A 25,636-nucleotide genomic window follows, 5' to 3' on the forward strand; every position below is an offset into this window, starting at 1 on the left:
AATTTAGTCATAAAAAAACTGCACCTCCAACTGTTAGAGTGTGTCTAACAATTGGGGTGCAGTTCATAGGGTGGCTTTTTTTATGAGTTAGAACGATGTGAGCACCTTATCGATGATACCGTACTCTAGAGCCTCCTCAGCGGACATGAAGTAATCCCGATCCATATCCCGCTCGACTCGTTCTATCGATTGACCTGTTCGTTCTGCTGTAATTTGAACGACCTTTTCACGTGTTCTGAGTATTCGTTTTGCGCTGATAGCGATATCGCTCGCCTGTCCTTGAGCGCCACCATGCGGCTGATGGATCATAATTTCACTGTTAGGTAATGCAAATCGCTTTCCTTTTGCTCCTGCAAGAAGAAGCATGGAACCGAACGATGCGGCGAACCCGGTACATATGGTGTGAACCTGCGGCTTGATAAACTGCATCGTGTCGTAAATACCAAAGCCAGCGCTTACTGAACCGCCGGGACTGTTAATATACATATGGATGTCCTTGTCAGGATCTTCAGCTGTTAACAAGAGCAACTGTGCAATAACACTGTTGGCCAGTGAATCATTAATCTCGGAGCCAACAAACACAATTCGGTCTTTCAGCAGCCTCGAATAGATATCATACGATCTCTCACCCCGACTCGTTTGCTCGACAACATAAGGGATATAACTAGACATTTCCGTTACCTCCAGTGTTTAAATTATGGAACAACAAGTAAACGAACTGGATATGGAAAAAGATACGGTCTAAACAACCCATAAATATTTGAGCAACTTCCGTAACGAAATGAACTTCGTATTCGTTTACATAGGAGAGGTGTTTATAGAACGTTAAAGGAGTTGACTGTTTAAGTGACGAATTCATCACAACCTTACAATAAAGAGCCTGATTACCTACTGGACCATTTGAATGCCCTTCTCCACAGATATTGTCTTTCTCTTACGCAGTCTGTGTGGGATTCAGACGATCTGGTCCAGGATACATGGGTCAAAATTTTAGAGAAGATGGATGCTTGGCAGCATAACAATCCGGAGGCTCTTCTGCTGCGGACGGCTAAGAATGCCTGGATCGATCAGGTGCGGCGTCGAAAAATATTCGAAAGAATATTGGATAAAGAGCTGGAACAAGTCAGAGTAGAACAAGAGGTAGTGGGAGTAGAGGATACCATCAACTTGGAAATGGCATTTCTATATCTCATCAAACATCTGTCTCCTCTTCAGCGAATAATACTGCTTATGCGAAGTGTACTTGGGTACTCAGTTGCTGAGACAGCAGTTAGACTCCATACCACAGAAGGAGCGGTTAAAGCGGCTTACCACCGTGCCCGAAAGAGTCTTCAGAACACGGAGCAAGAAGTGGATGAATTGAATTATGATCCTCATGAGGAAGAAATGAAGATCAGGATACATGCACTTGCTGCTGCGTATGTGGGAGGTAACGTGGAAGAGGTGTTAAGACTGGTTCAAGAGAACCAGGAGGATCAAGAGATTGTTTCGGCAGTCGGTGCTTATTCGGATCAACCACGGTGTGGGATCTCGTCGTTCGGTTACTCAGTCACTCATACGGGAATTCGAATGGCAGCATAACAAAATAACGAATTCAATCGGGCATTTACCGTCTTGAAACGGTAAGTGCTTTTTTTGTGGAAATGATTCAATTTGTGTTAAAAAAAGGGAAAGGGTGGTGTTTAATCGAATATTTAGGCAGAGGTTTGAGCTATATTGTTGTCGTAGTTGTGGCATAGACGGACGGGATTAGTAACATCGTGAATCTTATAAAAGTGAGTTGATCATATGCATAAAAAGGTTGTATTAGCCGGCGGTACGGGATTCATCGGCACATTTTTGGAGAACAAATTCAAGGCACTTGGTTATGAGGTCTATATCATATCAAGACAGGCGCAACATATTCCATGGGATAACCTTGATGGGATTGTTGAAGCTTTGGATCACGCCGAGCTGTTAATTAACCTTGCAGGTAAGTCCGTAGACTGCCGCTATAACGAGAAGAATAAACGTGAAATCGTTGAATCGAGAACAGAGACGACTCGAATCCTGGGTAAGGCAATCGAAAATTGCAGCAGTCCTCCTCCGCTATGGATTAACTCCAGCACAGCAACGATATATAGACATGCCGAGGATCGGCCGATGACCGAGGAGAATGGTGAGATAGGAAGTGGATTTTCCGTTGAAGTAGCTAAAGCGTGGGAGGACGCATTTTTCTCGTTTAACCTTCCTCATACGAGACAAGTTGCTCTGCGGATTGCTATCGTGCTTGGTCCTGATGGTGGGGTCATGACACCATTTATAAATCTTGTTCGGTTCGGTCTGGGGGGGATTCAAGGTCCCGGCAACCAAATGTTCAGCTGGATTCATATTGAGGATATATTCGGAATTATCATGTTTTTGAAGGATCGTGAAGAACTAAGCGGCGTGTTTAATTGTTCATCTCCTCATCCGATCACGAACCGAGAGTTGATGACAGAGCTGCGTAAAGCGATGAATAGAAAAATCGGTTTACCATCTCCGAAGTGGCTGCTTGAAATAGGGGCCGTCATGATTAAAACAGAAACCGAGCTTATTCTGAAGAGCCGCTGGGTTATCCCTGATCGACTGGAGAGAGCCGGATATCCTTTTAAATTTATGGAAATCGATCAAGCACTTGCTCATATTCTGTTAAAGGAGTGATTTGAGTGAACTTGGCAAACAAGATTACAGTAGCAAGAATTCTGCTAATACCCTTCTTTATACTGTTGTTTATACGATATCCAGTCTGGTTGACAGACAGTGTGCCGCTGTTTCATTTTATCAATCATAGCGGTGTATACTTAGCTGCCATATTGTTTCTAATCGCCTCCGCTACAGATAAATTGGATGGTTATATCGCGAGAAAATATAATCAAATTACGAATCTGGGGAAGCTTCTTGATCCATTAGCAGATAAACTGCTCATCTCTGCTGCCCTAATTATGATGGTTCAGCAGAACATGATTGCGACATGGATAGCGGTTGTAATCATTGGACGGGAGTTTGTGATTACAGCATTACGGATGGCAGCTGCCGCGCAGAAAGTTGCTCTCTCGGCAGATCGGTATGGTAAGTGGAAAATGGTTCTTCAAGTTGTGGGAATAACAGCTGTAATGCTAAACAATTATCCTGTTAGCATGTTCACAGACTTTCGAGTGGATGTTCTGATCATGATGCTAGCCGTCGTGATGACCATCTATTCTGGCCTTAATTATATTGTGAAAAATTATAGAAACCTTAAAATGATCCCTCATCAATAATTGTTGTTATATGATTATTGTGAATGAATGCATATAACAAGATATGTAAAGGAGTTTAAACGTTGAACAATAATGAGGATATTGTTGTATATCCGAAGCTTGGCAAATTGGTGTTCTTTTCAGTGATCTTCGTCCTGCTGGGTATAGCCATTACTTATTTCGGACTTACTGAGGACGACGGTTCAATGGCAATTGTTGCGATCGGTGTACTGTGTACGATATTTTTTGGATTTGGTCTAATTTATTTTATATCCAGACTAGTAAACAAGCGACCTTCTCTTATTGTGAATGATGAAGGAATAACAGATCAGTCCTCATACATCCAAGCGGGTGTAATAAAGTGGGAAGATATTAAAGAAATTAAACTTTACAGCATGATGAATCAGAGGATGATTGGAATTATACTGTATCACCCGGAAAATTTCATGTCGAAGCAGTCGGGTTTTAAGAAGCTATTAATGAGGGCAAATCAAGGACTGGTAGACACACCCATTAATATAGCCGAATCGAGCCTGCCGATAAGTCTGGATGAATTATATATGATCATTCTTAATAAATGGGAATTATCGACTAGAGAAGCATCCGCATCATTAGAGGATTAAGGGAGAGAAGAAAACAAGTGGATACATTAATAATTGTTATTGGTCTGGTTGGACTGGCTGGAATCATCGGAAATCAATATTCCGGATTAAGAAGAATGGAGAAGCTGCAAAAGACGCTAGATGAGATTAACACAGGGATTAAAACGATGAACGAAAATCAGAAGAACTAGCCATAAAAGAAGCAAGCTGTTCGTATAATTGAATTGTGGTCATAAACCTTGGGGTATAGCACCCGAGGTTTTTTTAATGATGCAGTGACATTGCATCACAATCAAACCAAAAACATCCATTTTATAGGGAGTGAACGTTGTAGATGAGAATAAATGTTCCTAAATAGGTCTTAAGAAGGAAGGTCAAATGAAGGAGATTAGGTATGATTTAGGTAATTGAGAACTTTACCACTATTTAATCGGAGCAAGTTGATACAGGAGGGCATGATTTTGATTGAAATAACAGAGGCATGGATAGATTCAGTTGCACCGAATAGTGCAGCGATTAAGAATGGTCATGGACTTGTGAAAAAAGGACGATATTTACAGCTGAATCATTCCGAGGACAAATCAGTCCTGTTCGGTACATGTGCTGGCAGTGGCAGCTCCAATTACCAGCCGTCCGCTGATTTTGTTACACCGGAAAAACCGGTCATGCGTTGTACATGCCCGAGCAGGCAGTTTCCATGCAAGCATGTGCTTGGATTGTTGTATGCTTACGCGGACGGTGCAATGTTCACATCTGCCACCGTGCCAGAAGATCTGGCTGCTAAGCGGGAGAAGGCAGAGAAGCGGGAAGAACGGAAGCTCAAGGAAACGGCAGAAGGAGTAGCACCTAAACCGAAGAAGACCAACAAGTCTGCACTGAAAAAGAAAATTACGACCCAATTGGAAGGTCTAGACGTACTGGAGAAGTTAATTCAATCGCTAATCTTGAACGGACTTGGCACCATTGATAAAAAGCAGTTAAAGCTGATTCAAGATCATATCAAACAGATGGGCAATTATTACTTGTCCGGTGCACAGATCGAACTTCGACGGTTATCCATACTGTTGTCGGATTCGAGTGATCAAGAGACTGCTTATACATACGCTGTGGAACAGCTTGCCGTTATGAACGCTTTTATCAAGAAAGGTAAGGTCTATTTAGCATCGAAGCTTGAAGATCCTGAGATGACACCTGATCATGAGTCAACAATTGAGGAATGGTTAGGGCATGCATGGCAGCTGACAGATCTGCAAAATTTTGGCTTAATCAGTGAAGAGGTGGAGTTAATCCAGCTTGCATTTCTCAGTTATACAGATGAAGCACGGCAAGAATATGTAGACATTGGATTCTGGATACAGAAAGGCAGTGGAGAAATTCACCGCACGATTCAGTACCGCCCTTTCAAAGCTGCGAAGCTGATGCGTGAGGACGATAGCTTCTTCGAAGCCGTTCAAGTACCCGTGCTGTACCGTTATCCAGGGGATATGAACCGTAGAGTGCGGTTTGAAGAAATGCGATCAAGACCTTTAGCGACACAAGATATCAAGTGGATTTATGATCATGGAATGAGATCGTATGCAGAAGCTATTAAAAAAGTGAAGAATCAGCTGAAAAATCCATTGAGTGATCCTAATCCCGTCATGCTGCTGCACGTTTCTAACATCAGTAAAACGACAGCTGGCCAATATGCCATCACGGATGAAACGGGTCAGTCAATTGGGCTAGGCGATGTGTGTTTAAAATCAACCGCATCTATGCTGCGATATCTTAAACAGGATCAGCTGAGTCAAATATCGATGTTGGTTATGTTTGAGCACTGTCTGAAGACGGGGCGCCTATTAGCACAACCGCTGACCATAATTACAGAGAAAGAAATGATCAGGCTGCTGTACTAGAGCAGTTAATGAAAGGGGAACAAACATGAGTACGGCATTACTACAGGAGCTTAACCAAGAGGTAAGGCGTTTATATATAGCAGGCAGTGATCTCGCTGCAGGCGATTTCCGTTTGAAAAGACTGTTGCCACAGTTCCAGCAGCTGGGTGAACGTGCGCCCGTATTTAAAAGATTAGGAGAAGGAATCACCGCATTAATTGAACCGGAAATGGGGAAGGATGTCCATTCAGCTCAGCTTCTTCAAGATTTAAATCAGCTATTAAGTGCGGTACTGCATACCCAAGGGACAACGAGCCCGGAAGGCGAACAGAGTTCCATAAACAATATCCCTTTATCATTGTCATCAGAATTTTCTTTTCGTAAGCTTTCCGCTGTTCAGGTAGCATTAACAACAAAAGGTGGCGGACGCTATGAAATCATCGAAGATGCTTGGAAGGAAGGCTTGTTCCAGGATCTTCGGATGGTGGACTTAGCGATTGAGGCTCTGAATGATTCTTATGTGGAAATTGCAGAGCTAGTTATGAATGATATATTGCCATCATACGGTTATGAAATTGTCCCTCTACTTGTAGAAACCTTTAATAAAGCAGGTGGAAAGTCAGAATCCCGCAAACTGACTGTAATAGCAAGAGCAGGCGGTAAAGATGTGCTTGATCTCATCTATCAGGCAGCTGAAACAGGATCAGATGAGGTGCGTTCCACGGCCATTCGACTTCTTGCCCCCTATGAAGAGTATGAAGCAGAGTTAGTGGAATGGAGTCGGAACAAGAAGAAATCAATCCGTGAAGCCGCATATGATGCTCTTGCTGTGAGAGGTTCCGCTAGAGCTGTAGAGAGATTGTATGAAGCTTTTCTGGGAAAAGACAAAGAATTGGTGAGCTTTGCACTGTATAAATGCCAGTCAGCTCAGTTAACAGAATGGCTTGTCCGAGACTTATCCGCACTTCTTGATTCTATACCAGTGTTGAAAGAGGCTAATAACAATTTAGAGGATGTCTGGGCTAGCGTTAGAATCCACTTACGAGCATTATCTGATAAGCAGAGTCCACAACTCGAAGAATTATACCGGAATGTGATGGAGCAGTATCCGCTGTATATGACGATCTTAGATTCGTATTATCTAATCAATGAAGCGGTCCGTTATATGAGCAGGCTGGAGACGGAGGATGCAAGAGAACTTCTTCGTCAGCATGTTGAGTACGATCTAGTGCATTACAAGAATAGCGGTGCCTATGTAGAAGATGTTTTCCGGAATGCCCAATCGTTCTTGTCTCCTGAACGAGTATATGAGGAGTATGTAGATGTTCTGCTAAAGGGGTATGCTTCTTCTCCGCAGAGTAATGCAGGAAGAGAACGGAAACGACTGTTGGATACAATAGCGGATATTGTGATTGATCGGGAATACAGACCCTATGAAGAACTGTCGCATTTCGCTAGCAAAGGTTATACGTATTATGTTGAGATGGCTCCGCAAGAGCAGATAGAACAATGCTGGGATCAGCAATGGTTGGATCATTTTATCGAACAGGATGAATTTACGCTTGTAAGTGCATTTGCGCGGCAAGGACATCGAGCGGCAGAAAGCTATTTACTCATGAAATTATCAAAGTCACCTGAGTTCCGGAATCGATTTGCCAATATTTTTATTATGGGCTTGGTTCGGGCAGGTATTCAGAATGATCTTCTTCACGAAGCATTGATCACGGCTTTAGAAGATGAGCGTAATAAGCAGTGTTATGAGTTTGAGCCCTTTGTGTTCAAGCAGCTATGTCTGCTGCCATCTAGCTATTATGACCGTGTTCATGCGGTATTACCTAAATATTTGGATACTGCAGAGGAACAGCTATTATACGTATTGCGGAAAATGAAAGAAGATAAAGAAGACTAAGGAGTGGTATAGATGGCAGCAAGCCAAGATCAATTGCAGGATATCATGCGTCAGCCAGCGGAGATATTATTCCGCGAAGAACTGGAGGCGTTACGTAAAGCAGATACAGGAAAAATCCCAGCAGGATGGCAGATGTCACCGCAATCTGTGCTTACATTCATTGTAGGCGGTAAAGCAGGAAAGAAGATTATAACGCCTAAATATATCGGAAACAAACGGCTGATTGAAATGGCAATTGCTACACTCGTAACGGATCGGGCGCTGCTGTTAATTGGTGAACCAGGTACAGCCAAGTCATGGTTGTCAGAGAATTTAACGGCAGCGATCTATGGGAATTCGGGATTGGTTGTTCAGGGGACCGCTGGCACGAGTGAGGAGCATGTACGATATTCATGGAATTATGCCATGCTGCTCGCACAGGGACCTACGCCAGAAGCACTTGTGCAAAGTCCGATTATGCGGGCAATGGAGACAGGAGGAATTGCCCGGTTTGAAGAAATCTCGCGTTGTGCTTCAGAAGTTCAGGATGCTCTTATTTCGATTTTGTCTGAAAAGACGATTTCTGTACCTGAGCTTGGTAAGGAAATGAACGCGCGGAAAGGCTTCTCTATTATTGCTACGGCGAATACAAGAGATCGAGGCGTTAATGAAATGTCGACAGCGCTTAAGCGGCGTTTCAATATCATCGTTCTTCCGGCTCCTGCGGATCTGAATACGGAAGTTGAAATTGTGAAAAAACGAGTGTCCGAAATAGCAGCTTCATATGATCTGCAGGCGACTGTACCAGCTGAAGAAGCGCTGCTTAAAGTGGTAACTATATTCCGTGAATTGCGAAGCGGAATGACACTTGATAAGAAAGGAAAGGTGAAATCTCCAGCAGGTGTCATTTCGACTGCAGAAGCGATCTCATTGCTGACGAACAGCATGGCGCTTGCGGCGAGCTTTGGGAATGGAGAATTGACGGATGAAGATTTGGCTGCGGGTCTTCAGGGCGCAATCGTAAAGGATGATGATAAGGATCGGCTGGTATGGAAGGAGTATCTCGACAATATTATGAAGAAGCGCGGGGCAGAGTGGCGCGGTCTGTATAACGCATGCAAGGAGATAAACCAGTGAACCCAGCTGGCGTACATATTTTTGGAGTTCGGCATTTGTCCCCCGGCGGAGCGAAGCATTTACTAGAATATTTGGATGAAATAAAACCGACAGCCGTGCTCATTGAGGGACCATCTGATGCGACATCTGAAATTCGCCATCTGACGAACCTCACGACCAAGCCGCCTGTTGCAATATTGGCGTTTACGGAAGAGCTGCCCGTAAGGACAGTGCTGTGGCCTTTTGCAGTTTATTCTCCTGAATTTCAGGCTATGAAATGGGCGCAGAAGCAAGGAGCGTATACGGCATTTATTGATTTGCCCTCATCTGCGGCTGTATGTTTACAGGATCTTCGAGGTGTGTCTTTAATAGACGAACCGGAGCCGAAGGAAGAGGAAGGCAATCGCAAAAACATAGAGCCTGGAACTAGCAATCATTCGGTATACGATCAAATTGCTGAGCTGTCTGGAGAATATGATTACGAAATGTACTGGGAGCGCAGTTATGAGCACAACTTAAATTCTGGAGCCTATCAAGAGGCAATACTGGCGTTTTCAAGGCAAATGCGAGAGCTTTCGGAAGATAAAGAGCGCCGAGAGGATACAGTGGAATTTGCCTATAATGCGGTTAGAGAAGCTTATATGCGGCGTAAAATTGTTGAGGTCATTGATGCGGGGCATAAGCCGGAACAGATCGTGGTCGTATGCGGGGCTTATCATGCATCCGCCCTCACAGATTTATCAGATATCATGAGTGATAAAGAATTGAAGAGTTTGCCATCTCGTGAAACGAAGCTGACACTGATACCTTATTCATATTATAAACTGTCATCTCTTTCAGGTTATGGTGCTGGAAATACCGCACCTTATTATTTTGAGATGATGTGGGAGCGGATGCTGCGGGGATCTCTAGCAGAGCTGCCTCATCACTATTTGTCCATGGTTGCAAGTTCGATGAGAAAGAATGGAACTCATCGTTCTACAGCTGAAGTTATTGAAGCCGTTAGACTCGCCGAGTCTCTTGCAGCTCTTCATGGAGGGAGTGCTCCAACGCTAAGAGATCTGAGGGATGCGGCTCAAACGCTGCTTGGGCGCGGAGACTTTTCTGCTGTGGCGGAGGATCTTGCCCGAATCGATATCGGTACGGCTATAGGTGAGCTGGCTGAAGGTGTCAGTCAAACGCCGATTCAAGATGACCTGAACCGTCAACTTAAGAGATTAAAGCTGGATAAATATAAAACAGTTGTGGCTAATGATTTGATGCTGGATTTGCGGGAGAACCGGAGAGTAACGTCTGAAGAGTCTGCTTTTCTTGATTTGAACCGATCTTTTCTATTTCACCGCTTAAAACTGCTCGGAATTGACTTTGTAATGGCTAGACCAAGTGGTCAGGAACAGGCTACATGGGCAGAGCATTGGGTGCTAAAGTGGACACCTGAAGTTGAGATTCAGATTGTGGAATCAACTTTACTGGGAGAGACCGTAGAAGTCGCTTCAGCTTATGTGCTTCAACAGAAATTATCTAGCTGCACTTCTATTTCTGAAGCTTCTGCCCTGATCCGAACCGCTTATGAATGTGGAATGATTCATCAGATGGAAGTAGGGCGTCAGACATTGCAAAAGCTCGCCGTTGATAGCAGAGATGTTATTCAGATCGCTTCTGCAGCAAGAGAATTGTCTGTATTGATTCGCTTTGGTGATATCAGACGAATGGATACAGAGCCTCTTATTCCTCTATTGGAGCAGTTGTTTATGCGAGCATGCTTATTTCTAGATGAAGCGAGTCAATGCAGCGATGAAGTTTCAAGTGCTATGTTAGGTGCCATGAATGAACTGAATGGCGTATCTATGGAGCACAGTGAGCAGGTGGATGAACAGCTGTGGTTGCAGGAGCTGCTTCATCTATCTGAACGAGATGATCGCAATCCGCGGCTATCAGGTTATGCTTGTGCCATTTTGATGGAACGAAATGCAATTTCTGCTCAGCAAACAGCAGAGGAAGTGTCCCGAAGACTATCTCCTGGAATCCCGGCAGATTTAGGAGCGGGATGGTTTGAGGGCTTATCCATGCGAAATCGTTATGCATTATTGTCTCGAATGAGCCTGTGGGAGCAACTAAATGAGTATATCTTGTCTCTTGAGGAAGATGAGTTTATGCGTGCACTCGTTTTTCTACGACGGGCATTTAGTACGTTTTCAGGAACGGAGAAGACAATGATTGCTGAATTGCTGGGAGAATTATGGGGCGTTCATGCTGAGCAGGTTGCCGAGATATTGACGGGTGATTTGAAGGAGGAAGAAGTGAAGATGATTGACGATTTAAATGATTTTGATTTTGAGGATTTTTAACGATGAACAAGACGATAGATTCTCAACTCATGACGCGGTGGCGATTAATACTCGGACAATCTGCAGAAGCTCAATTAGCTGGTTATAGTCCAGAAGGGAGTGTACAACTCTCGGAGGAAGAGATGATCATGGATCGAGCCTTAGCAGCAATTTATGATAATACGAACAGCGATACAGAAGCAGGAGGTTCATCTACGGGACAAAGAGGTGCAGGGCAAGGAAAATCCGCTCCCCGGCTCGCTCAGTGGTTAGGCGATGTACGTACGTTTTTCCCAGAGGATGTTGTATCCATAATTCAGAATGATGCGATGGAGCGGAAGGGCTGGAAGCAGCTGTTGTTTGAACCGGAGGTTCTGGCTACGGTGAAGCCGGATATTCAATTGGTCGGCACGCTTATGTCTTTGAAAGGCAAAATTCCGGAGAAGACTAAAGACACAGCCCGAATGCTTGTGCAAGCCGTTGTGGATGAGCTGATCAAACGTCTGAATGAAGATATTCGAAGAGCTGTTACGGGAGCGCTAAATCGAAGACAGCACACACCTCTTCCGTCACTTAGTGGTATAGACTGGAAAAGGACAATTCAGAGGAACTTGAAAAATTATGATTCGAGCCGCAGGCAGATCATTCCGGAGAAATTTTATTATTTTGACAGGGCAAGGCGAAATAAAGAATGGACGGTTATAGTAGATATTGATCAGAGCGGATCGATGGCGGAATCGGTCATTTGGGCTTCAGTGATTGGGTCTATTTTCGCAAGTATTCCGTCATTAGATACACGTGTCGTCGTATTTGATACGGAAGTCGTCGATTTGACCGAGCAGTGCGCTAATGACCCGGTGGATATGTTATTTGGCATTCAGCTTGGCGGTGGGACAGACATTCATAAATCGGTAGCTTATTGTGAGCAGTTTATTGAAGAGCCTAAAAAGACATTGTTTATCATTATCTCGGATTTATACGAAGGCGGCAATCAAGCAGGATTAATTCGACGTATGCGTGAACTACGTGAATCTGGCGTCAAGACGATGTGTCTGCTTGCGTTATCGGATGAAGGAAGACCATTCTATGATGAGCGGGTTGCTAAGTTATTATCACGTGACGGTACACCATGTTTCGCATGCACACCGGCTCTGCTTCCGCAATTAGTGGAGGGTGCTCTTAAAGGGCAGGACCTTGCTGAGTTAGCGAAACGGGTAGGTACGAAGGGGATATAGCCGTTGAAGTGATTCACGAGGATATCGTGAGATCTTCTGATCTGAATGATCATAATTTATAAAAAGGAACTGCGTAGGGTTTCATGAATCCAAGATGCGCAGTCCTTTTTTTTCGTTAAAAACAGAGACTTGTGGGCTACTGACGCTTGTTTTCATCTTTGCTATATTGATGATACTGCGAAATTGTGAAGGTGGGATATCTGTGAAAGACACGTCTGGAGGACAAACCTCGCTGCTCATACGATTTTTTGTTCCTTATGTTCTGATTCTTTTAAGCTCGCTGCTTGTTGGTTGGTTTGCCTACTACAAGACCTCTGAGCTTGTTGAGAGTGAAACGATAAAGAGCAGTACAGCCGCATTAGGCCAAATCCGGGAAGCGTTAGACCGGCGAATTGCCGAAATTGAAACCATCGCTAAACAGATGTCCAGTGAGCCCAAGATACAATCTTTTCAATTCGTAAAGGATCCGTTCGGAGACACGAATCCATATCGATTATGGGACCTCGAGAAAAGCCTATTTGATTATCGTATGTTTAATCATTTCATTGTGGATTATTATGTCGCTTTTAAGAATAGTGGCATGTTCATCTCACCGCGGAAAATATATACGATAAATCAGTTTTATGATCTGCAGCTTCATTATAAAGATCTTTCTCTGGAAGAGTGGGAAAGACGTCTGTTTGATACGTATCATTATAAAACCTATATGCCGGGGGCTTCGGTTGAATATGAGGGGAAACCATATTCCGTTGTAAGCTTTATGCAATCGTTTGGCAATAAGGATAGCGGTGGTGTTATTACCGTTCTTATTAACAACGAGCAGATTCAGGAGATGCTGCGAAACATCGATTCTGAACAGGGAGGATTTGCTTATATAGCTGATCAGGAGGGGAATCTGATTAGCCACATTGGACTGGATGAAGAATTTGTAAACTTGAAAGCGCTTCCCCATAAAGGGAGCCCTTCCCAGCTGACATGGAATGGCAAGGAAATGCTTGTGACAGAAACGACATCTACCTACAACGGATGGACGTATGTGTCAGCACAGCCGAAGGAGATTGTGCTTGGAAAAGCCTATTACATTAAAGAGCTTACGTTCACAGTATTTATTGCAGCGCTTATTCTTGGCTTGGCTGTCGCCGCTTATTTTGCTTATCGGAGCAGCCGTCCGTTTCTTAAACTGCTTCAGATTCTTCCCGTATCCAAGGCAGATGATAAACCATTAGCTGTTCGAAATACAGTAGATTACATTCGCAGCTCCGTATCGGATTTGATCGAAAGGCATGATGATCTGAAGGGGCGGCTTGAAGAACAGCTGCCTCTCATGAGAAATGTGTTTATCGATCGATTGCTGAGTGGAGGTTATACTTCCATGCGAGACGTAGAGACAGCTATGGAACATTCACGAATTGAACTGATAGGAACGCAGTATGCTGTTGTTATTTTACGTCTTCGCGGTTATCACGCTCCTTATAATGAAGAAATATTGACGGAGATGGATATTGTTAAGTTACGGATCCATGACCGAATTAAGGAGCTATTTCATAATGGTGTTATTGTGCACGATCTAGGAGAAAATTTGATTGCTCTCTTACTGTACGGAGAAGAATCTGAGACGGATCTATTTATAGTCAACATGAGGACCTCACTCCAAGAAATGCATGAGGTTCTGACGATGGAAACAGATACCGGACTTTATATGGCAGCGGGTGGTTGCCATAGCCGCCTGACGGAGCTGTATCGGTCTTTTGGGGAGGCTAAATTCGTGCTACAGCATGCTAAATGGAATGAAAATAATCCGATTCTTTATCATGACGATGTAGATCTGACCGTCCCAAGTTATTTCTATCCTTCCGATGTAGAATTAAGGCTGATTCAGCTCGTGAAGTCAGGCAATAAAACGGATACGACCCAGCTCATCGAACAGATTACAGAGAGGAATCGAAAGGAACGTCAGCTTCCGCTCGTTGTTGAGCAGCTTCTCGCCCATGAATTATGCGGTACCCTGATGAAGTGCTGTGAACAAGCGGCAGGAGCTGACATTACTGATGAGGTTGAAACGATACATAAAGCGGCTGATCCCAAGCGATCACCTTGGGAGACCATTGATATGTTATGTATTTCATTCTTAAACTTATGCCGTAAAAATGCTGAACGGAAGAAAAGTCATAATGATCATCTGATGAATCGGCTGATTATTTATATTGATGAACACTATTCGGAAAGTGATTTAAGTTTAAGTGTGTTGGCTGCTGAAGCAAGGACTTCAGAAGCGTATATATCCTATTTTTTTAAAGAACAAATGGGACTTAACTTTTCGGATTATTTAGAGGATATTCGCATGCGCGAGGCTAAGCAGCTTTTATTAGAAAGCGGGAAGGCGATTAGTGAGATTGCCGCAGCCGTTGGATATTTGTCACTTAATACATTCAGTCGCGCGTTTAAGCGTGCTAACGGAATTAGTGCTACAGAATACAGACGAAATCATGAGGCTAGCTAAGGTTTTTCTAAAGAATGGTTAACTCCTTGAATGCTGCATAATGGTCATTCTAAAGAACGGAATAGTCTCTAAAATGAGAAGATTTACGAGAAATTCAAGCCCAGCTATACTTCAATCACCGGACCGGTCGGTATGACCATTACTTGATTGGGGTGATAGGCGCTGAATGGATGGAAGGATATCAAACGAAGTTGGCAGCTGTACGCACTTTTCGCATTGCCGTTGTTGTACATCATCATTTTTAAGTACGTACCCATGTACGGAGCGCAAATCGCTTTTAAAGATTTTAATGTAACAAAAGGAATCGGGGGGAGCGCTTGGGCAGGCTTTAAACACTTTGAGCGTTTCTTCCATTCTCACGAATTCTGGAGGCTGCTGCGGAATACGCTCTCCATAAGCTTTTACACACTGCTTGCGAGCTTTCCGTTCCCGATTATGCTTGCCCTTGGACTTAATTATGTAGGGAACAAACGATTTAAAAATATGGTCCAGATGGTGACGTATGCGCCATATTTTATTTCACTTGTTGTGCTTGTTGGATTACTACTTCAGTTTCTGGATCCCAGAACAGGGATGATAAACACCTTTCTAGGCTGGATCGGCCTCGGACCTTTCCACTTTATGGCGGAAGCCTCGTGGTTCCAGTCCATTTATGTATGGTCACATGTGTGGCAGAATGTTGGTTTTTCCTGCATCATATTTTTGGCGACTCTTTCTGGAATCGATCCGGCATTGCACGAAGCAGCTGTTATTGATGGGGCATCGAAAGTGCAGCGTATGCGGCATATCGATCTTCCGGGTATTATGCCGATTGCGGTTATATTGCTTATTCTGAACACCGGACAGATGCTGGAGACAGGGTTCGAGAAAATACTCCTTATGCAAAATTCACTGAATCTACGGTCATCGGAAGTCATTGATACGTATGTGTATAAGGTCGGATTAGTCTCTCAGGCGATGAACTTCTCGTATGCGACAGCGATCGGATTATTTAAAGCAGTCATTGGTTTTATTCTACTGTTAATTGTTAACCAAACAGCCAAACGGCTTAAACAGGAAAGCTTATGGTAGGGGGGGGCGAAGGCAAATGAATTCTAAGACAATAAAGGAATCCGGCTCCGATCGCCTGTTTACGATCTTTAATTATGTCATGCTTTCAATTGTACTTATCGTTGTGCTTTATCCTCTCATTTATGTTGTAAGCGCTTCATTTAGTTCGAGTAGTGCTGTGCTATCCGGAAGAGTATGGCTATGGCCCGTTGAACCTACGCTGGAAGGTTATAGAGCTGTATTCAAGAACACCATGGTCACCAAAGGTTTCATGAACACAATCTTCTATACGGTAGCTGGAACGGCCATTAATTTGATCCTTACGGTCTTGGCGGCATATCCGCTTTCACGTAAAGATTTTAAGGGCCGGAACTTCTTCATGCTGATGTTCGTCTTCACCATGCTGTTTAACGGCGGACTTATTCCGACTTATCTGATTGTGAAAGATCTTGGCATGATTGATACCGTGTGGGCTATGTTGATCCCAGCGGCACTATCTGTATGGAACGTTATTATTATGCGTACGTACTTTCAGACCACAATTCCTGGTGAACTTCTAGAGGCATCACAGCTGGATGGGTGTACCGACTTTCGGTTCCTGAAAAGCATCGTGCTTCCCTTATCCGGACCGATATTAGCAGTTATTGCATTGTTCTATGCGGTGGGACACTGGAATCAATATTTCAACGCGATGATTTATTTGAAACAGTCGGATTTGTATCCGCTGCAGTTGGTGCTTAGAGATATTTTGGTTCAGAACGAGGTGAATATCGAAATGCTTGGTGATGCCAAGACAGCAGCAGCTCGTCAGGGCTTACGAGAATTACTTAAATATTCACTTATCGTAGTTACATCGGTTCCTCTGCTTGTTGTATATCCGTTTCTTCAGAAGTTTTTTGTTAAAGGTGTCATGATCGGTTCCATTAAAGGTTAAGTATCCATTTGAAATTAGGGAGGGTCATTATGAACAAGAGTATGAAGGTAGCGTTTAGTGCTTTTACTGCGTTTAGCATTTTGCTAGCGGGTTGCTCGGATGGCAAGGGTACGGCTGGGGAGGAGAAGGGGAAAGATAACACAGCTTCTGCTGTAAAGTTGTCGGAACCGGGAACATATCCACTCGTTGAAGAGAAAGAGACCTTGAAAATCATGGTTAGAGGAAACCCACTGGTTGAAAATTTTGAAACAAATGAATTTACGAAATGGTACGAGGAGAAGACCAATGTTCATATCGAATGGGAAGTTGTTCCGGAACAAAGTATGCAGGAGAAACTGAACCTTGTGTTGGCAAGTGAGGATTATCCAGATGTCATCATGGGACTCAATATCTCTCCTTCACAGCAGATGATTTACGGTACACAAGGTGCATTTTTACCTCTGAATGATTTAATTGAAAGCCAAGGGCCACAGACCAAGAAGCTGTTTGCGGATTATCCGGACATTAAATCAACCATTACGGCGCTTGATGGCAATATCTATGCACTACCAGAAATTAATGATTGCTACCATTGCTCGATGAGTCAGAAGATGTGGATTTATGAACCATGGCTAAAGAAGCTGAATCTGGAAATGCCAACAACGACAGACGAATTTTTTGACGTACTTAAAGCATTTAAAGAACAGGACCCGAACGGGAATGGGAAAGCAGATGAAATCCCATTGTCAATATCGCAAAAATCATGGAGATCTTCCATTGATGCCTTCCTTATGAATTCGTTTATCTATAACCCGATTTACGGATCAAGTTATAAACATATGTATGTGAAAGACGGGAAGATGGATGTTGCCTATAACAAACCTGAATGGAAGGAAGGGCTTCGTTATCTCAACAAGTTGTATATGGAGGGACTTATTGCTCCGGAATCCTTTACACAAGACGATAATCAATTGATTCAGGTCGGTGAAAATCCGGATACGGTACTCTTGGGTGCTTCTACGGGTGGACATCAGGGGGTATTTACACAATTGATGGGTGAGAGCGGACGTTGGGGCGAATACAAAGCGGTTCCTCCGTTAAAAGGACCGAATGGTGTTCAATATGCACCGACGGATACGACAGCTTTAACACCAGGATCTTTTGTTATTACGAAAAAGGCGAAGAATCCGGAGCTGGCTATGCGCTGGGCTGACGGTTTATATGAAAGAGAGCACACCCTTCGCAGTGTATATGGCCGACCTAACGAAGAATGGCGTGATGCGAAGGAAGGCGAGATCGGAATTAACGGTGAGCCTGCTGAATGGTTTGAGATCAAAGCTTTTGGTACAGTACAGAACGTGAACTGGGCTCAGACAGGACCTGCGATGCGTACGAATGAATTCCGTCTTAGCTCTGTTGCAAATGGTGAGGATGATTTAGAGGTATTACTGTACAACGAGACGAAGAATAAATATGAGCCGTATGCGCCGAAGGATGTATCTACCGTACCCCCACTCTTTCTGACCAACGAACAATCGTCAGAGGTTGCGGACTTAGCCAAAACTGTAAACGATTACGTGGATGAAATGATCGCTCGTTTTGTTATCGGGGATGCAGACCTGGATCGGGATTGGGATGGGTACGTACAGCAGTTGGACGCTATGAATCTTGCACGCTTTCTAGAGATTTATCAAACGGCTTATGATGAGAAGAGCAAATCATAGCAGAAGGAGGTGTTTAACATGAATCCGAGATTTAATCGAACCGCTACGCTCATGAATGATCGATTCGGCCTTTTCATCCACTGGGAATTATACGCGATTCCGGCAAGAGGCGAATGGGTTCGCAGCCAAGAACGTATTTCGAATGAACAGTATCAGTCGTATTTTGATGAGTTTGATCCATCACGTTATGATCCGCGCAGCTGGGCGAAAGCAGCAAAAGCTGCAGGACAGAAATATGCAGTACTTACAACCAAGCATCACGACGGCTTCTGCTTGTTTGATAGTAAGCTGACGGACTACAAGGTAACCAATACTCCGGCGGGTAGAGATTTGATTCGTGAATATGTGGACGCTTTCCGCGAAGAAGGCATTTCTGTTGGATTCTATTATTCTCTCATTGACTGGTATCACGATGATTATCCGGCGTATAACGACCGTATTCATCCCATGCGTGGGGTGGAATCTTTCAAGGAGAAGGAGCAGGATTTTGACCGTTATCTGGATTATATGCATGGTCAAGTGAAGGAGCTCCTTACCAATTACGGTAAGATCGACATGATGTGGTTCGATTTCTCTTATGACGAAATGACAGGAGAAAAGTGGCGGGCAACGGAGCTCATGGAAACCATTCGTTCGCTGCAACCCGAGATTGTTATCGATAATCGTCTTGGTGGTAACATTATGGCGGCAGAACCAGAGGTTTATGCTGGTGACTTCTTCTCTCCAGAGCAGATTATTCCCCCGCGAGGAATCGTGAACGAGCTCGGAGAGCATGTACCTTGGGAAGCTTGTATAACTTTGAATAACAACTGGGGTTATCACGCTAAAGATAAAGACTATAAAACTCCACGTCAGGTTATACATGCGATCGTAGAATGTGTGAGTAAGAACGGAAATCTGCTGCTTAATGTTGGACCTGATGCAGAAGGGGAAATTCCTTCAGAGTCACTTGAGATTTTATCGACAGTTGGAGAATGGATGCGTCGTAATGGAGACAGCATTTATGGATGTGGCATAGCTGAGTTAGAAAAACCGGAATGGGGTCGTTATACCCAGTGTGGGAATAAGCTGTATGCTCATGTCTTTGACCGGGGAATCGGTCCGATTTATTTCCAAGGGTTAAAGGGACGAATTAAGAAAGCAAGGCTGCTTGCAGATGGAAGTGAACTGAAGGTGGAGACGCCTTGGATGGCAGAGCAGTATTCCGATACAGGAAGTGGGGCGTTCATTAATCTGTCCGGTGGAGGACTGCCTGATGAACTGGATACAGTCATAGAGCTTGAACTTAGCGATGAAGAGACAATTACAGGAGGCGCAGTATAACGATGAGAGTTGGAGTCAGCACGTATAGTCTACTTAATGCAATTAAATCAGGAGAAATGACAGTTTTGGATGTGATAGATTGGATTAAGGAAAATGGCGGGGAACATATGGAGATTGTTCCTTACGGATTTACGCTGGAAGATCAGCCTGAGCTAGCGGATGCTGTTCGCGAGCATGCTGCCAAGGTTGGAATCGCGTTATCCAACTATTCAATGCCTGCAAATTTTGTGCAGGATGGAGAAGAAGCCTTCGAAGCCGAGATGAATCGCGTCAAAAGACATGTAGACACCGTTCATCGGCTTGGCATGAAGCATATGCGTCACGACGTTACCGCTTTTACACTTCCAGCAGAGAAACACGGCATTGATTACCTGGAGTCCAATCTAGCTCAGATTGTGGAAGGATGTCGTATCATCGCTGATTATGCTGCTCAATATGGTATTACAACAACGATTGAAAACCATGGAGTCAGTGTGCAGGCAAGCGACCGGGTGCAGCGTGTGCTGCAGGCTGTAAATCGTCCTAATTTCAAAACGACACTTGATATCGGTAACTTCTTATGTGTCGATGAACAGCCGCTCGTTGGCGTGGCACGTAATTTACCATATGCCTCACTAGTTCATGTTAAGGACTTCTATATCCGTCCTTACGATCAGAACCCAGGTGGCGGTGATTGGTTCCGTACATCACACGGTAACTACTTACGTGGTTCCATCTTCGGTCAAGGAGATATCGATGTACGCCGTGTTCTTCGTTTAATCAAAGAATCTGGATATGACGGAGATATTACATTGGAATTTGAAGGTATGGAAGAATGTCGTGAAGCTACACACATCGGGCTTGAAAACTTGAGACGAATTTGGGATGAAATTTAGCATTCATCATTATTAAGCGTAGCGACTGATCATAGTAACTAAAGGGTTGCCCCTCAAGATTTTTTGAGGGGCAACCTTTTTTGATGAGCAATAAATTTAGGGGATTAACTCTACGGAATAACTTTCCATACATCTGCTCCGGACGCACCTGGTGTCTCGCCTAATGTCCACCATTTAGCTTCATAATTAACACCATTATGTGTAACTTTGTTACCACTTACGTACACAGTTGTTGCACTCCATGCCGGGTAAGTTACGGGCGCGTTAGGTGTTGTAACATTGACAACATTACTAGCGGATGACACATTCCCTGCAGCGTCTACAGCTTTTACGGTAAAAGAATAGGCCGTATTAGGGGTAAGGCCCGTGACAAGGTAATCCAGCGTGGAGCCTGAAACGGTAGCGACAAGTGTATTCCCATTGAACACTTGGTAAGCCGTCACACCTATATCATCCGTTGAAGCATTCCACATGAGCGGAACGGTTGTGGATGTTGATGTTCCCATTACGTGTAATGCAGTAGGTGTTGTTGGTGGATCAATATCTGGACCCGTTACAGCCTGCGTTGTGAAAGATACAGAAGTGCTAGCCGGGGACACATTCCCTGCAGCATCGACTGCTTTAACTGTGATACTGTAAGTCGTATTTGGGCTCAAACCCGTTAAATGATAATTAAGGGCACCGTTCGTAGAAGCGATTTGAGTTGAACCATTAAATAGGCGGTAGCTAGTTACTGCATGATTATCGGTTGCAGCAGTCCAAGCGATATTTGCACTCGTTGTAGAAACATTGGAAGCCGTTACATTTGCCGGCGCAGTTGGAGCTGTAGTATCCGCATTCCCAGCGAAATTCACATCAATGACATTGTAGAAAGCATTACCTGTATCTGAGATCTCCCATACGGCAAGGATTACTTGGTATCCTGTTCTATTCGGGACATCACAAGTATCGGAGTAAGTGTTCGAGGGTTTACCTTGATAGGGTACGCTGCAGAAAGGGGTCAGATCAAAAGAGGCCCGCGTAAGTGGAGAATTTGGATCCCAATCTTGCTTCGTAATATAGTACTTCCAGCTTGCAGTTGCATGCGGGACCTTTATGTTCCAATCAAAGGTCGTTGGTCCAGGTGAAATATTAACTTTCGACCAACGTGTTGCTGATTGTTGATCGAGTGGAGCGAACGCACCGTTAGCGCTTGCAATTTTGCCGTCAGCTGGGCCGGCTGCTGGAAATCCTTTCGGTGCTTCAAGGCTATAGGGCTCGTAAATGATAAGACCGCAATTCGTATTAACTCCACTAGCGCATAAATCTGCACGACTGGATGGATTGCTTACGTAACCGTGGGCGGACACTTTTGATTCGAACAATAACAGTGCCATAATGGCGAGTGACATCAATAGACTGCCTGCAATGATCTTTCTAAATAGTCCAGTGTTAGGTAAACGTAATGTTGTCATCACAAAAACTCCTCCTTTTTATAAGGGAATATGTAGGAATCACGATTCCATATTCCGTAATGGGATCCATTTTAATTCGTTAATTCACCTCCTTTCAGATGAAAATCTACGTATCTTTAAAAGTGATAAAGAGCTACTACTAAATGTATCGGGATTTATAAGAGAGAGTTGATGAATAAGGGGTTCATTTACTGGTAAGGAGTGTTTAGCTGAATACTCGAATTTTATCGGATGAGAGAATTATGAATAAGGAGTAAGACGCTGGAGAGTCGGACGTAATTATAATTGGAAGGGTTATAAGATTTATAGGTTTAAACGCTCAAGTCTTTTTAATTATGGTAATCTTTAACATTTATTTTATAGTAGTCTTTCAAACACAGCAATGGTAAATAGGTGCTGTGCTAAACGAACTACTTAGAGGATTCAAGGGTGGATGATCGAGTAGAATCACGAGTTTATAGTTAATGGAGGCAATAAATCGAATTTTTCTAACTAAAATAACAAAATTATCCGGATGACAGGTTTATTTATACGAAAATAGGAGAAAGGTGATTACTATAGACAGGAGGAGATAATATAATGAAAAAAACATTCAAGACAAAACATATGATAGGTTCATTTTTAGCGGGTGTATTATTGTCAGGCTGTATCTATGTAGTAGCTAATGCTGACCAAACTATGAATGCGATTCGTAATGTTGCTAAGAAGCCCGACCAACCAGTATCTCTGGATGTAGGTTCCAATTCGGAATCGATGGGGACGCTATCGGTTAAACTTCTAAATGCTTCAGGCGAACCTGCAGGGTTAGCAATCGTGGAGCAGGCAGTGGATGGGGTGAGTGTGAAGATATCTGTTTCAGGTTTGACTCCGGGCAAACATGGTTTTCACGTGCATGAAAATGCGATTCAATCGCTAGACTTCAAGACAGCAGGTGGACATTTTAATCCAACAGATAAGCATCATGGTCTTGAAAATCCTCAGGGGAGCCATGTGGGAGATATGCCGAATCTCATGGTTAAACAAGATGGCACTGCTGAAGCTGAGCTGATGATTCAGCATGCTACATTAGAAAAGGATAAGTCCAACTCTATCCGAGGGCGGTCACTCATTATCCATGCCGGAGAAGATGACAACAAATCGGACCCTGCTGGTAACTCAGGCGACCGTGTGATCGGCGGTAACATTCCAAAGTAAACAGACTTCATTTCTAAATGAACGATAAACTGCATCTCCAATTGTTAGTTATGTCTAACAATGGGGTGCAGTTTTTTTACGATCTCAAACTAAAGTACTAATAACCCCCGAAACAGATTTATTTGCGAAAAATGAGGGTATAGGTGAGTACTATAGCACAGGAGGCGATGAAGTGAAGAAAAGAACATTTTCATCCCAACATATTGTTGGTTCTTTCATGGCAGGCGCAATGCTATTCTCAGGCTTTTCCTATACGGCAGCTAACGCGGATGAGGCAATGGATGTCGTTTCTGGGACTGCTGCTAAAATCATGTTCTTCATGAACGGTGAAGAGCACTCTAATAAAGATGGTAACTACGTGAATCATGGGAACACTGTTCCAGAATCTATTGTTTATCAGGGGACAACTTATGTTCCTGTTCGAATGATCGCAGAAAGACTAGACAAGCCGGTGTTTTGGGATGGGGCTACTCAATCAATCTCGATAGGAGTTCCATCGGCTAAGTTGTTTAATGCAAACGGTGAAGCGTCAGGATTCGCGACTTTTGAACAGGTGGAAGACGGTGTGCTTGTGAAAATATCAGCTTCGGGATTAACTCCTGGCAAGCACGGTTTCCATGTACATGAAAATGAGATTCTATCATTAGATTTCGAGTCAGCCGGTGGTCACTTTAACCCTACAGATAAGCACCATGGCCTTGAAAATCCTGAGGGTAGCCACGTTGGGGATGTGCCGAATCTCGTGGTACGAGAAGATGGCACAGTTGAAGCAGAGGTCATCATTCAGCATGCTACATTGGAGAAAGATAAAACAAACTCCATTCTGGGAAGATCGCTCATTATCCATGCAGGAGAAGATGATAACCAATCCGATCCGGCAGGTAATTCAGGGGACCGAGTACTGGGTGGAAATATTCCGAAGTAGTAACGACGAGAAAATAGTTTAATGAATGGGATGTCTCAAAAGTAGATTATTAGATCGCTTATAATATGCTCCCCTTGCAGTATTCAGGCGAAAAAATAAAACCTGATCCTGTGAGGGGAGCTTTTTCAAAGCATGATTTTGGGCAAGCAGAGAATTAGTAATCATAAAGTAATAACAATGTCTAAAAACTTTGTTCTTCGTCTCCTTTACTAAGTCTTCTTTCCCCCCAGTTTATGATAAAGAGACAGGATCATCCAAATTGCAGTTGGAAATACGATCGCTCCAACTATCATAGACAGTAAAATGTAAACTGCTCGGTCTGTGTCAACGGCAAATAACAAAATAATAACAGCAGCTAAGAAGAGAAGGAACGGTATCGTTTTTAATAGATGAACTAATCCCTTTTTTTCCTTTACCTTCAATTTGTTAATGTATGTTGCGAATACAGTAAAAGCTATTGGGATGGCAATTATACTGAAAATTACAGCTATTACCTGAAGTAATGATGTTAAGCTGCCGGAGCTTATCATTACTCCACCCCATAGGAGTACTGTTATTAAAATTGACGGAATTGCTATGTATTTCATCGATCTATTTAAATTCTCGTACTTTTCAACCGATGTGTCACGGTCACTATAAATCGGTTTTGTTCCAGGTTGTGCCCGAAATAAATGAATATCTCCCGCTGAAGCAATGTGCGACCATCCAGAAGATGAAAAAAAGTCGAAATATTCCCCTTTTTCATCCTCTTTTATTGAACGATAATCTACACTGTAGATGTAATCTGAGCTTTTTCCTTTTTCAAGCGTATACCCCATAAACTTAAAATCTCTGACATGCCAACCCTTCAAAGAATATCGGCGTAGTTTTTCCATGTCCTTATCCTCGGAAAAAGCTAAACCACCTGACATAACATACTTTGTTCCTCTCATTCTCGAACCTCCTTCAATCCAGTTTCCGCTAATTGAATCAACGTTTTTCTTAGTTTCACATCTTCTTCTAATATTTCTCTGCCTTTTTCAGTAAGCAAATACGTTTTACGTCTTGAGTCCGATCCATCATACAAATAAATCCACTCTTCTCTTAGTAATTTTTTAATAATCGTGTACATGGAAGCAGGACCTATAGTAATTGCCCCTTTTGTTGTTTCTTCAATTAAATTCATAATGGAGTAACCATGCCTTGGTTTAGTTAAAGCAGCCATAATATAAAACATTGAATCTGTTAATTGCTCTGTTTTCTTCAACTAATCACCCTCTATATCTCTTTTAGATATATCATAAAACGATATATCTAAAAACAATATATCATAATGTGATACATGCGTCTAGAGTTATATCATAATGTGATACAACGTAGGCTTTTTAGTTATTGTA

At 43.3% G+C, this 25,636-nt stretch carries 22 protein-coding genes; 18 read left to right on the forward strand and 4 right to left on the reverse strand.

Going from position 1 to position 25,636, the window contains the following annotated elements:
• Positions 1–87: 87 nt before the first annotated feature.
• Positions 88–672, reverse strand: coding sequence for an ATP-dependent Clp endopeptidase proteolytic subunit ClpP (gene clpP / locus ACFQV5_RS12000; protein WP_379247032.1), 585 nt, complete (start codon positions 670–672; stop codon positions 88–90).
• A gap of 174 nt (positions 673–846) precedes the next feature.
• On the opposite strand from clpP, the gene ACFQV5_RS12005 reads away from it, so the two are divergent.
• The 16 genes from ACFQV5_RS12005 (at position 847) to ACFQV5_RS12085 (ending at position 20,687) form a co-directional block, all read left to right on the forward strand.
• The gene (locus tag ACFQV5_RS12005) at positions 847–1,581 is read left to right on the forward strand and encodes an RNA polymerase sigma factor (RefSeq protein WP_379247034.1); all 735 of its coding nucleotides are present in this window, start codon (positions 847–849) and stop codon (positions 1,579–1,581) included.
• Between the two features lie 207 nt (positions 1,582–1,788).
• The gene (locus tag ACFQV5_RS12010) at positions 1,789–2,682 is read left to right on the forward strand and encodes a TIGR01777 family oxidoreductase (protein WP_379247036.1); all 894 of its coding nucleotides are present in this window, start codon (positions 1,789–1,791) and stop codon (positions 2,680–2,682) included.
• A 5-nt stretch (positions 2,683–2,687) separates the two neighbouring features.
• On the forward strand, positions 2,688–3,281 hold the full coding sequence (pgsA, locus tag ACFQV5_RS12015) for a CDP-diacylglycerol--glycerol-3-phosphate 3-phosphatidyltransferase (RefSeq protein WP_379247038.1): 594 nt from the start codon (positions 2,688–2,690) through the stop codon (positions 3,279–3,281).
• A 62-nt stretch (positions 3,282–3,343) separates the two neighbouring features.
• Positions 3,344–3,883, forward strand: a complete 540-nt coding sequence (locus ACFQV5_RS12020) for an STM3941 family protein (RefSeq protein WP_379247040.1) — start codon at positions 3,344–3,346, stop codon at positions 3,881–3,883.
• Between the two features lie 17 nt (positions 3,884–3,900).
• A complete protein-coding gene (locus tag ACFQV5_RS12025) occupies positions 3,901–4,053 on the forward strand; it encodes a hypothetical protein (protein WP_379247042.1) in 153 nt (50 codons plus the stop codon).
• Between the two features lie 270 nt (positions 4,054–4,323).
• A complete protein-coding gene (locus ACFQV5_RS25570) occupies positions 4,324–5,757 on the forward strand; it encodes an SWIM zinc finger family protein (protein ID WP_483874800.1) in 1,434 nt (477 codons plus the stop codon).
• A gap of 25 nt (positions 5,758–5,782) precedes the next feature.
• Positions 5,783–7,645, forward strand: coding sequence for a HEAT repeat domain-containing protein (locus ACFQV5_RS12040; protein WP_379247044.1), 1,863 nt, complete (start codon positions 5,783–5,785; stop codon positions 7,643–7,645).
• Positions 7,646–7,657: 12 nt separating this feature from the next.
• The gene (locus tag ACFQV5_RS12045; protein ID WP_379247046.1) at positions 7,658–8,761 is read left to right on the forward strand and encodes an ATP-binding protein; all 1,104 of its coding nucleotides are present in this window, start codon (positions 7,658–7,660) and stop codon (positions 8,759–8,761) included.
• On the forward strand, positions 8,740–11,088 hold the full coding sequence (locus ACFQV5_RS12050; RefSeq protein WP_379247048.1) for a DUF5682 family protein: 2,349 nt from the start codon (positions 8,740–8,742) through the stop codon (positions 11,086–11,088). The genes ACFQV5_RS12045 and ACFQV5_RS12050 overlap by 22 nt, the downstream gene beginning before the upstream one ends.
• A gap of 2 nt (positions 11,089–11,090) precedes the next feature.
• Positions 11,091–12,302, forward strand: a complete 1,212-nt coding sequence (locus tag ACFQV5_RS12055) for a VWA domain-containing protein (RefSeq protein WP_379247050.1) — start codon at positions 11,091–11,093, stop codon at positions 12,300–12,302.
• Positions 12,303–12,504: 202 nt separating this feature from the next.
• Positions 12,505–14,802, forward strand: a complete 2,298-nt coding sequence (locus ACFQV5_RS12060; protein ID WP_379247052.1) for a helix-turn-helix domain-containing protein — start codon at positions 12,505–12,507, stop codon at positions 14,800–14,802.
• Positions 14,803–15,057: 255 nt separating this feature from the next.
• Positions 15,058–15,873: an ABC transporter permease gene (locus ACFQV5_RS12065; RefSeq protein ID WP_379247054.1), complete on the forward strand. Its 816-nt coding sequence runs from the start codon at positions 15,058–15,060 to the stop codon at positions 15,871–15,873.
• A 16-nt stretch (positions 15,874–15,889) separates the two neighbouring features.
• A complete protein-coding gene (locus ACFQV5_RS12070) occupies positions 15,890–16,786 on the forward strand; it encodes a carbohydrate ABC transporter permease (RefSeq protein ID WP_379247056.1) in 897 nt (298 codons plus the stop codon).
• Between the two features lie 29 nt (positions 16,787–16,815).
• Positions 16,816–18,489: an ABC transporter substrate-binding protein gene (locus ACFQV5_RS12075; RefSeq protein WP_379247058.1), complete on the forward strand. Its 1,674-nt coding sequence runs from the start codon at positions 16,816–16,818 to the stop codon at positions 18,487–18,489.
• A gap of 18 nt (positions 18,490–18,507) precedes the next feature.
• Positions 18,508–19,812, forward strand: a complete 1,305-nt coding sequence (locus ACFQV5_RS12080) for an alpha-L-fucosidase (protein WP_379247060.1) — start codon at positions 18,508–18,510, stop codon at positions 19,810–19,812.
• A 2-nt stretch (positions 19,813–19,814) separates the two neighbouring features.
• On the forward strand, positions 19,815–20,687 hold the full coding sequence (locus ACFQV5_RS12085; protein ID WP_379247062.1) for a sugar phosphate isomerase/epimerase family protein: 873 nt from the start codon (positions 19,815–19,817) through the stop codon (positions 20,685–20,687).
• A 110-nt stretch (positions 20,688–20,797) separates the two neighbouring features.
• Here the strand turns inward: ACFQV5_RS12085 and ACFQV5_RS12090 are convergent, their stop codons facing one another.
• Positions 20,798–22,141 carry a lytic polysaccharide monooxygenase gene (locus tag ACFQV5_RS12090; protein ID WP_379247288.1) on the reverse strand — a complete coding sequence of 448 codons (1,344 nt, stop codon included), beginning with the start codon at positions 22,139–22,141 and terminating at the stop codon, positions 20,798–20,800.
• Positions 22,142–22,720: 579 nt separating this feature from the next.
• On the opposite strand from ACFQV5_RS12090, the gene ACFQV5_RS12095 reads away from it, so the two are divergent.
• The gene (locus ACFQV5_RS12095; RefSeq protein ID WP_379247064.1) at positions 22,721–23,335 is read left to right on the forward strand and encodes a superoxide dismutase family protein; all 615 of its coding nucleotides are present in this window, start codon (positions 22,721–22,723) and stop codon (positions 23,333–23,335) included.
• Between the two features lie 172 nt (positions 23,336–23,507).
• On the forward strand, positions 23,508–24,260 hold the full coding sequence (locus ACFQV5_RS12100; RefSeq protein ID WP_379247066.1) for a superoxide dismutase family protein: 753 nt from the start codon (positions 23,508–23,510) through the stop codon (positions 24,258–24,260).
• Positions 24,261–24,469: 209 nt separating this feature from the next.
• Here the strand turns inward: ACFQV5_RS12100 and ACFQV5_RS12105 are convergent, their stop codons facing one another.
• Entirely contained in the window at positions 24,470–25,192 is a 723-nt protein-coding gene (locus tag ACFQV5_RS12105; RefSeq protein ID WP_379247068.1) for a DUF2812 domain-containing protein, read from the reverse strand.
• Complete coding sequence (locus tag ACFQV5_RS12110; RefSeq protein WP_379247070.1) at positions 25,189–25,506, reverse strand: PadR family transcriptional regulator; 318 nt, start codon at positions 25,504–25,506, stop codon at positions 25,189–25,191. Before ACFQV5_RS12110 ends, ACFQV5_RS12105 begins: the two co-directional genes overlap by 4 nt.
• Between the last annotated feature and the right edge of the window lie 130 nt (positions 25,507–25,636).

It is taken from the genome of Paenibacillus sp. GCM10028914 (assembly GCF_042666275.1).
GTDB lineage: Bacteria > Bacillota > Bacilli > Paenibacillales > Paenibacillaceae > Paenibacillus_AQ.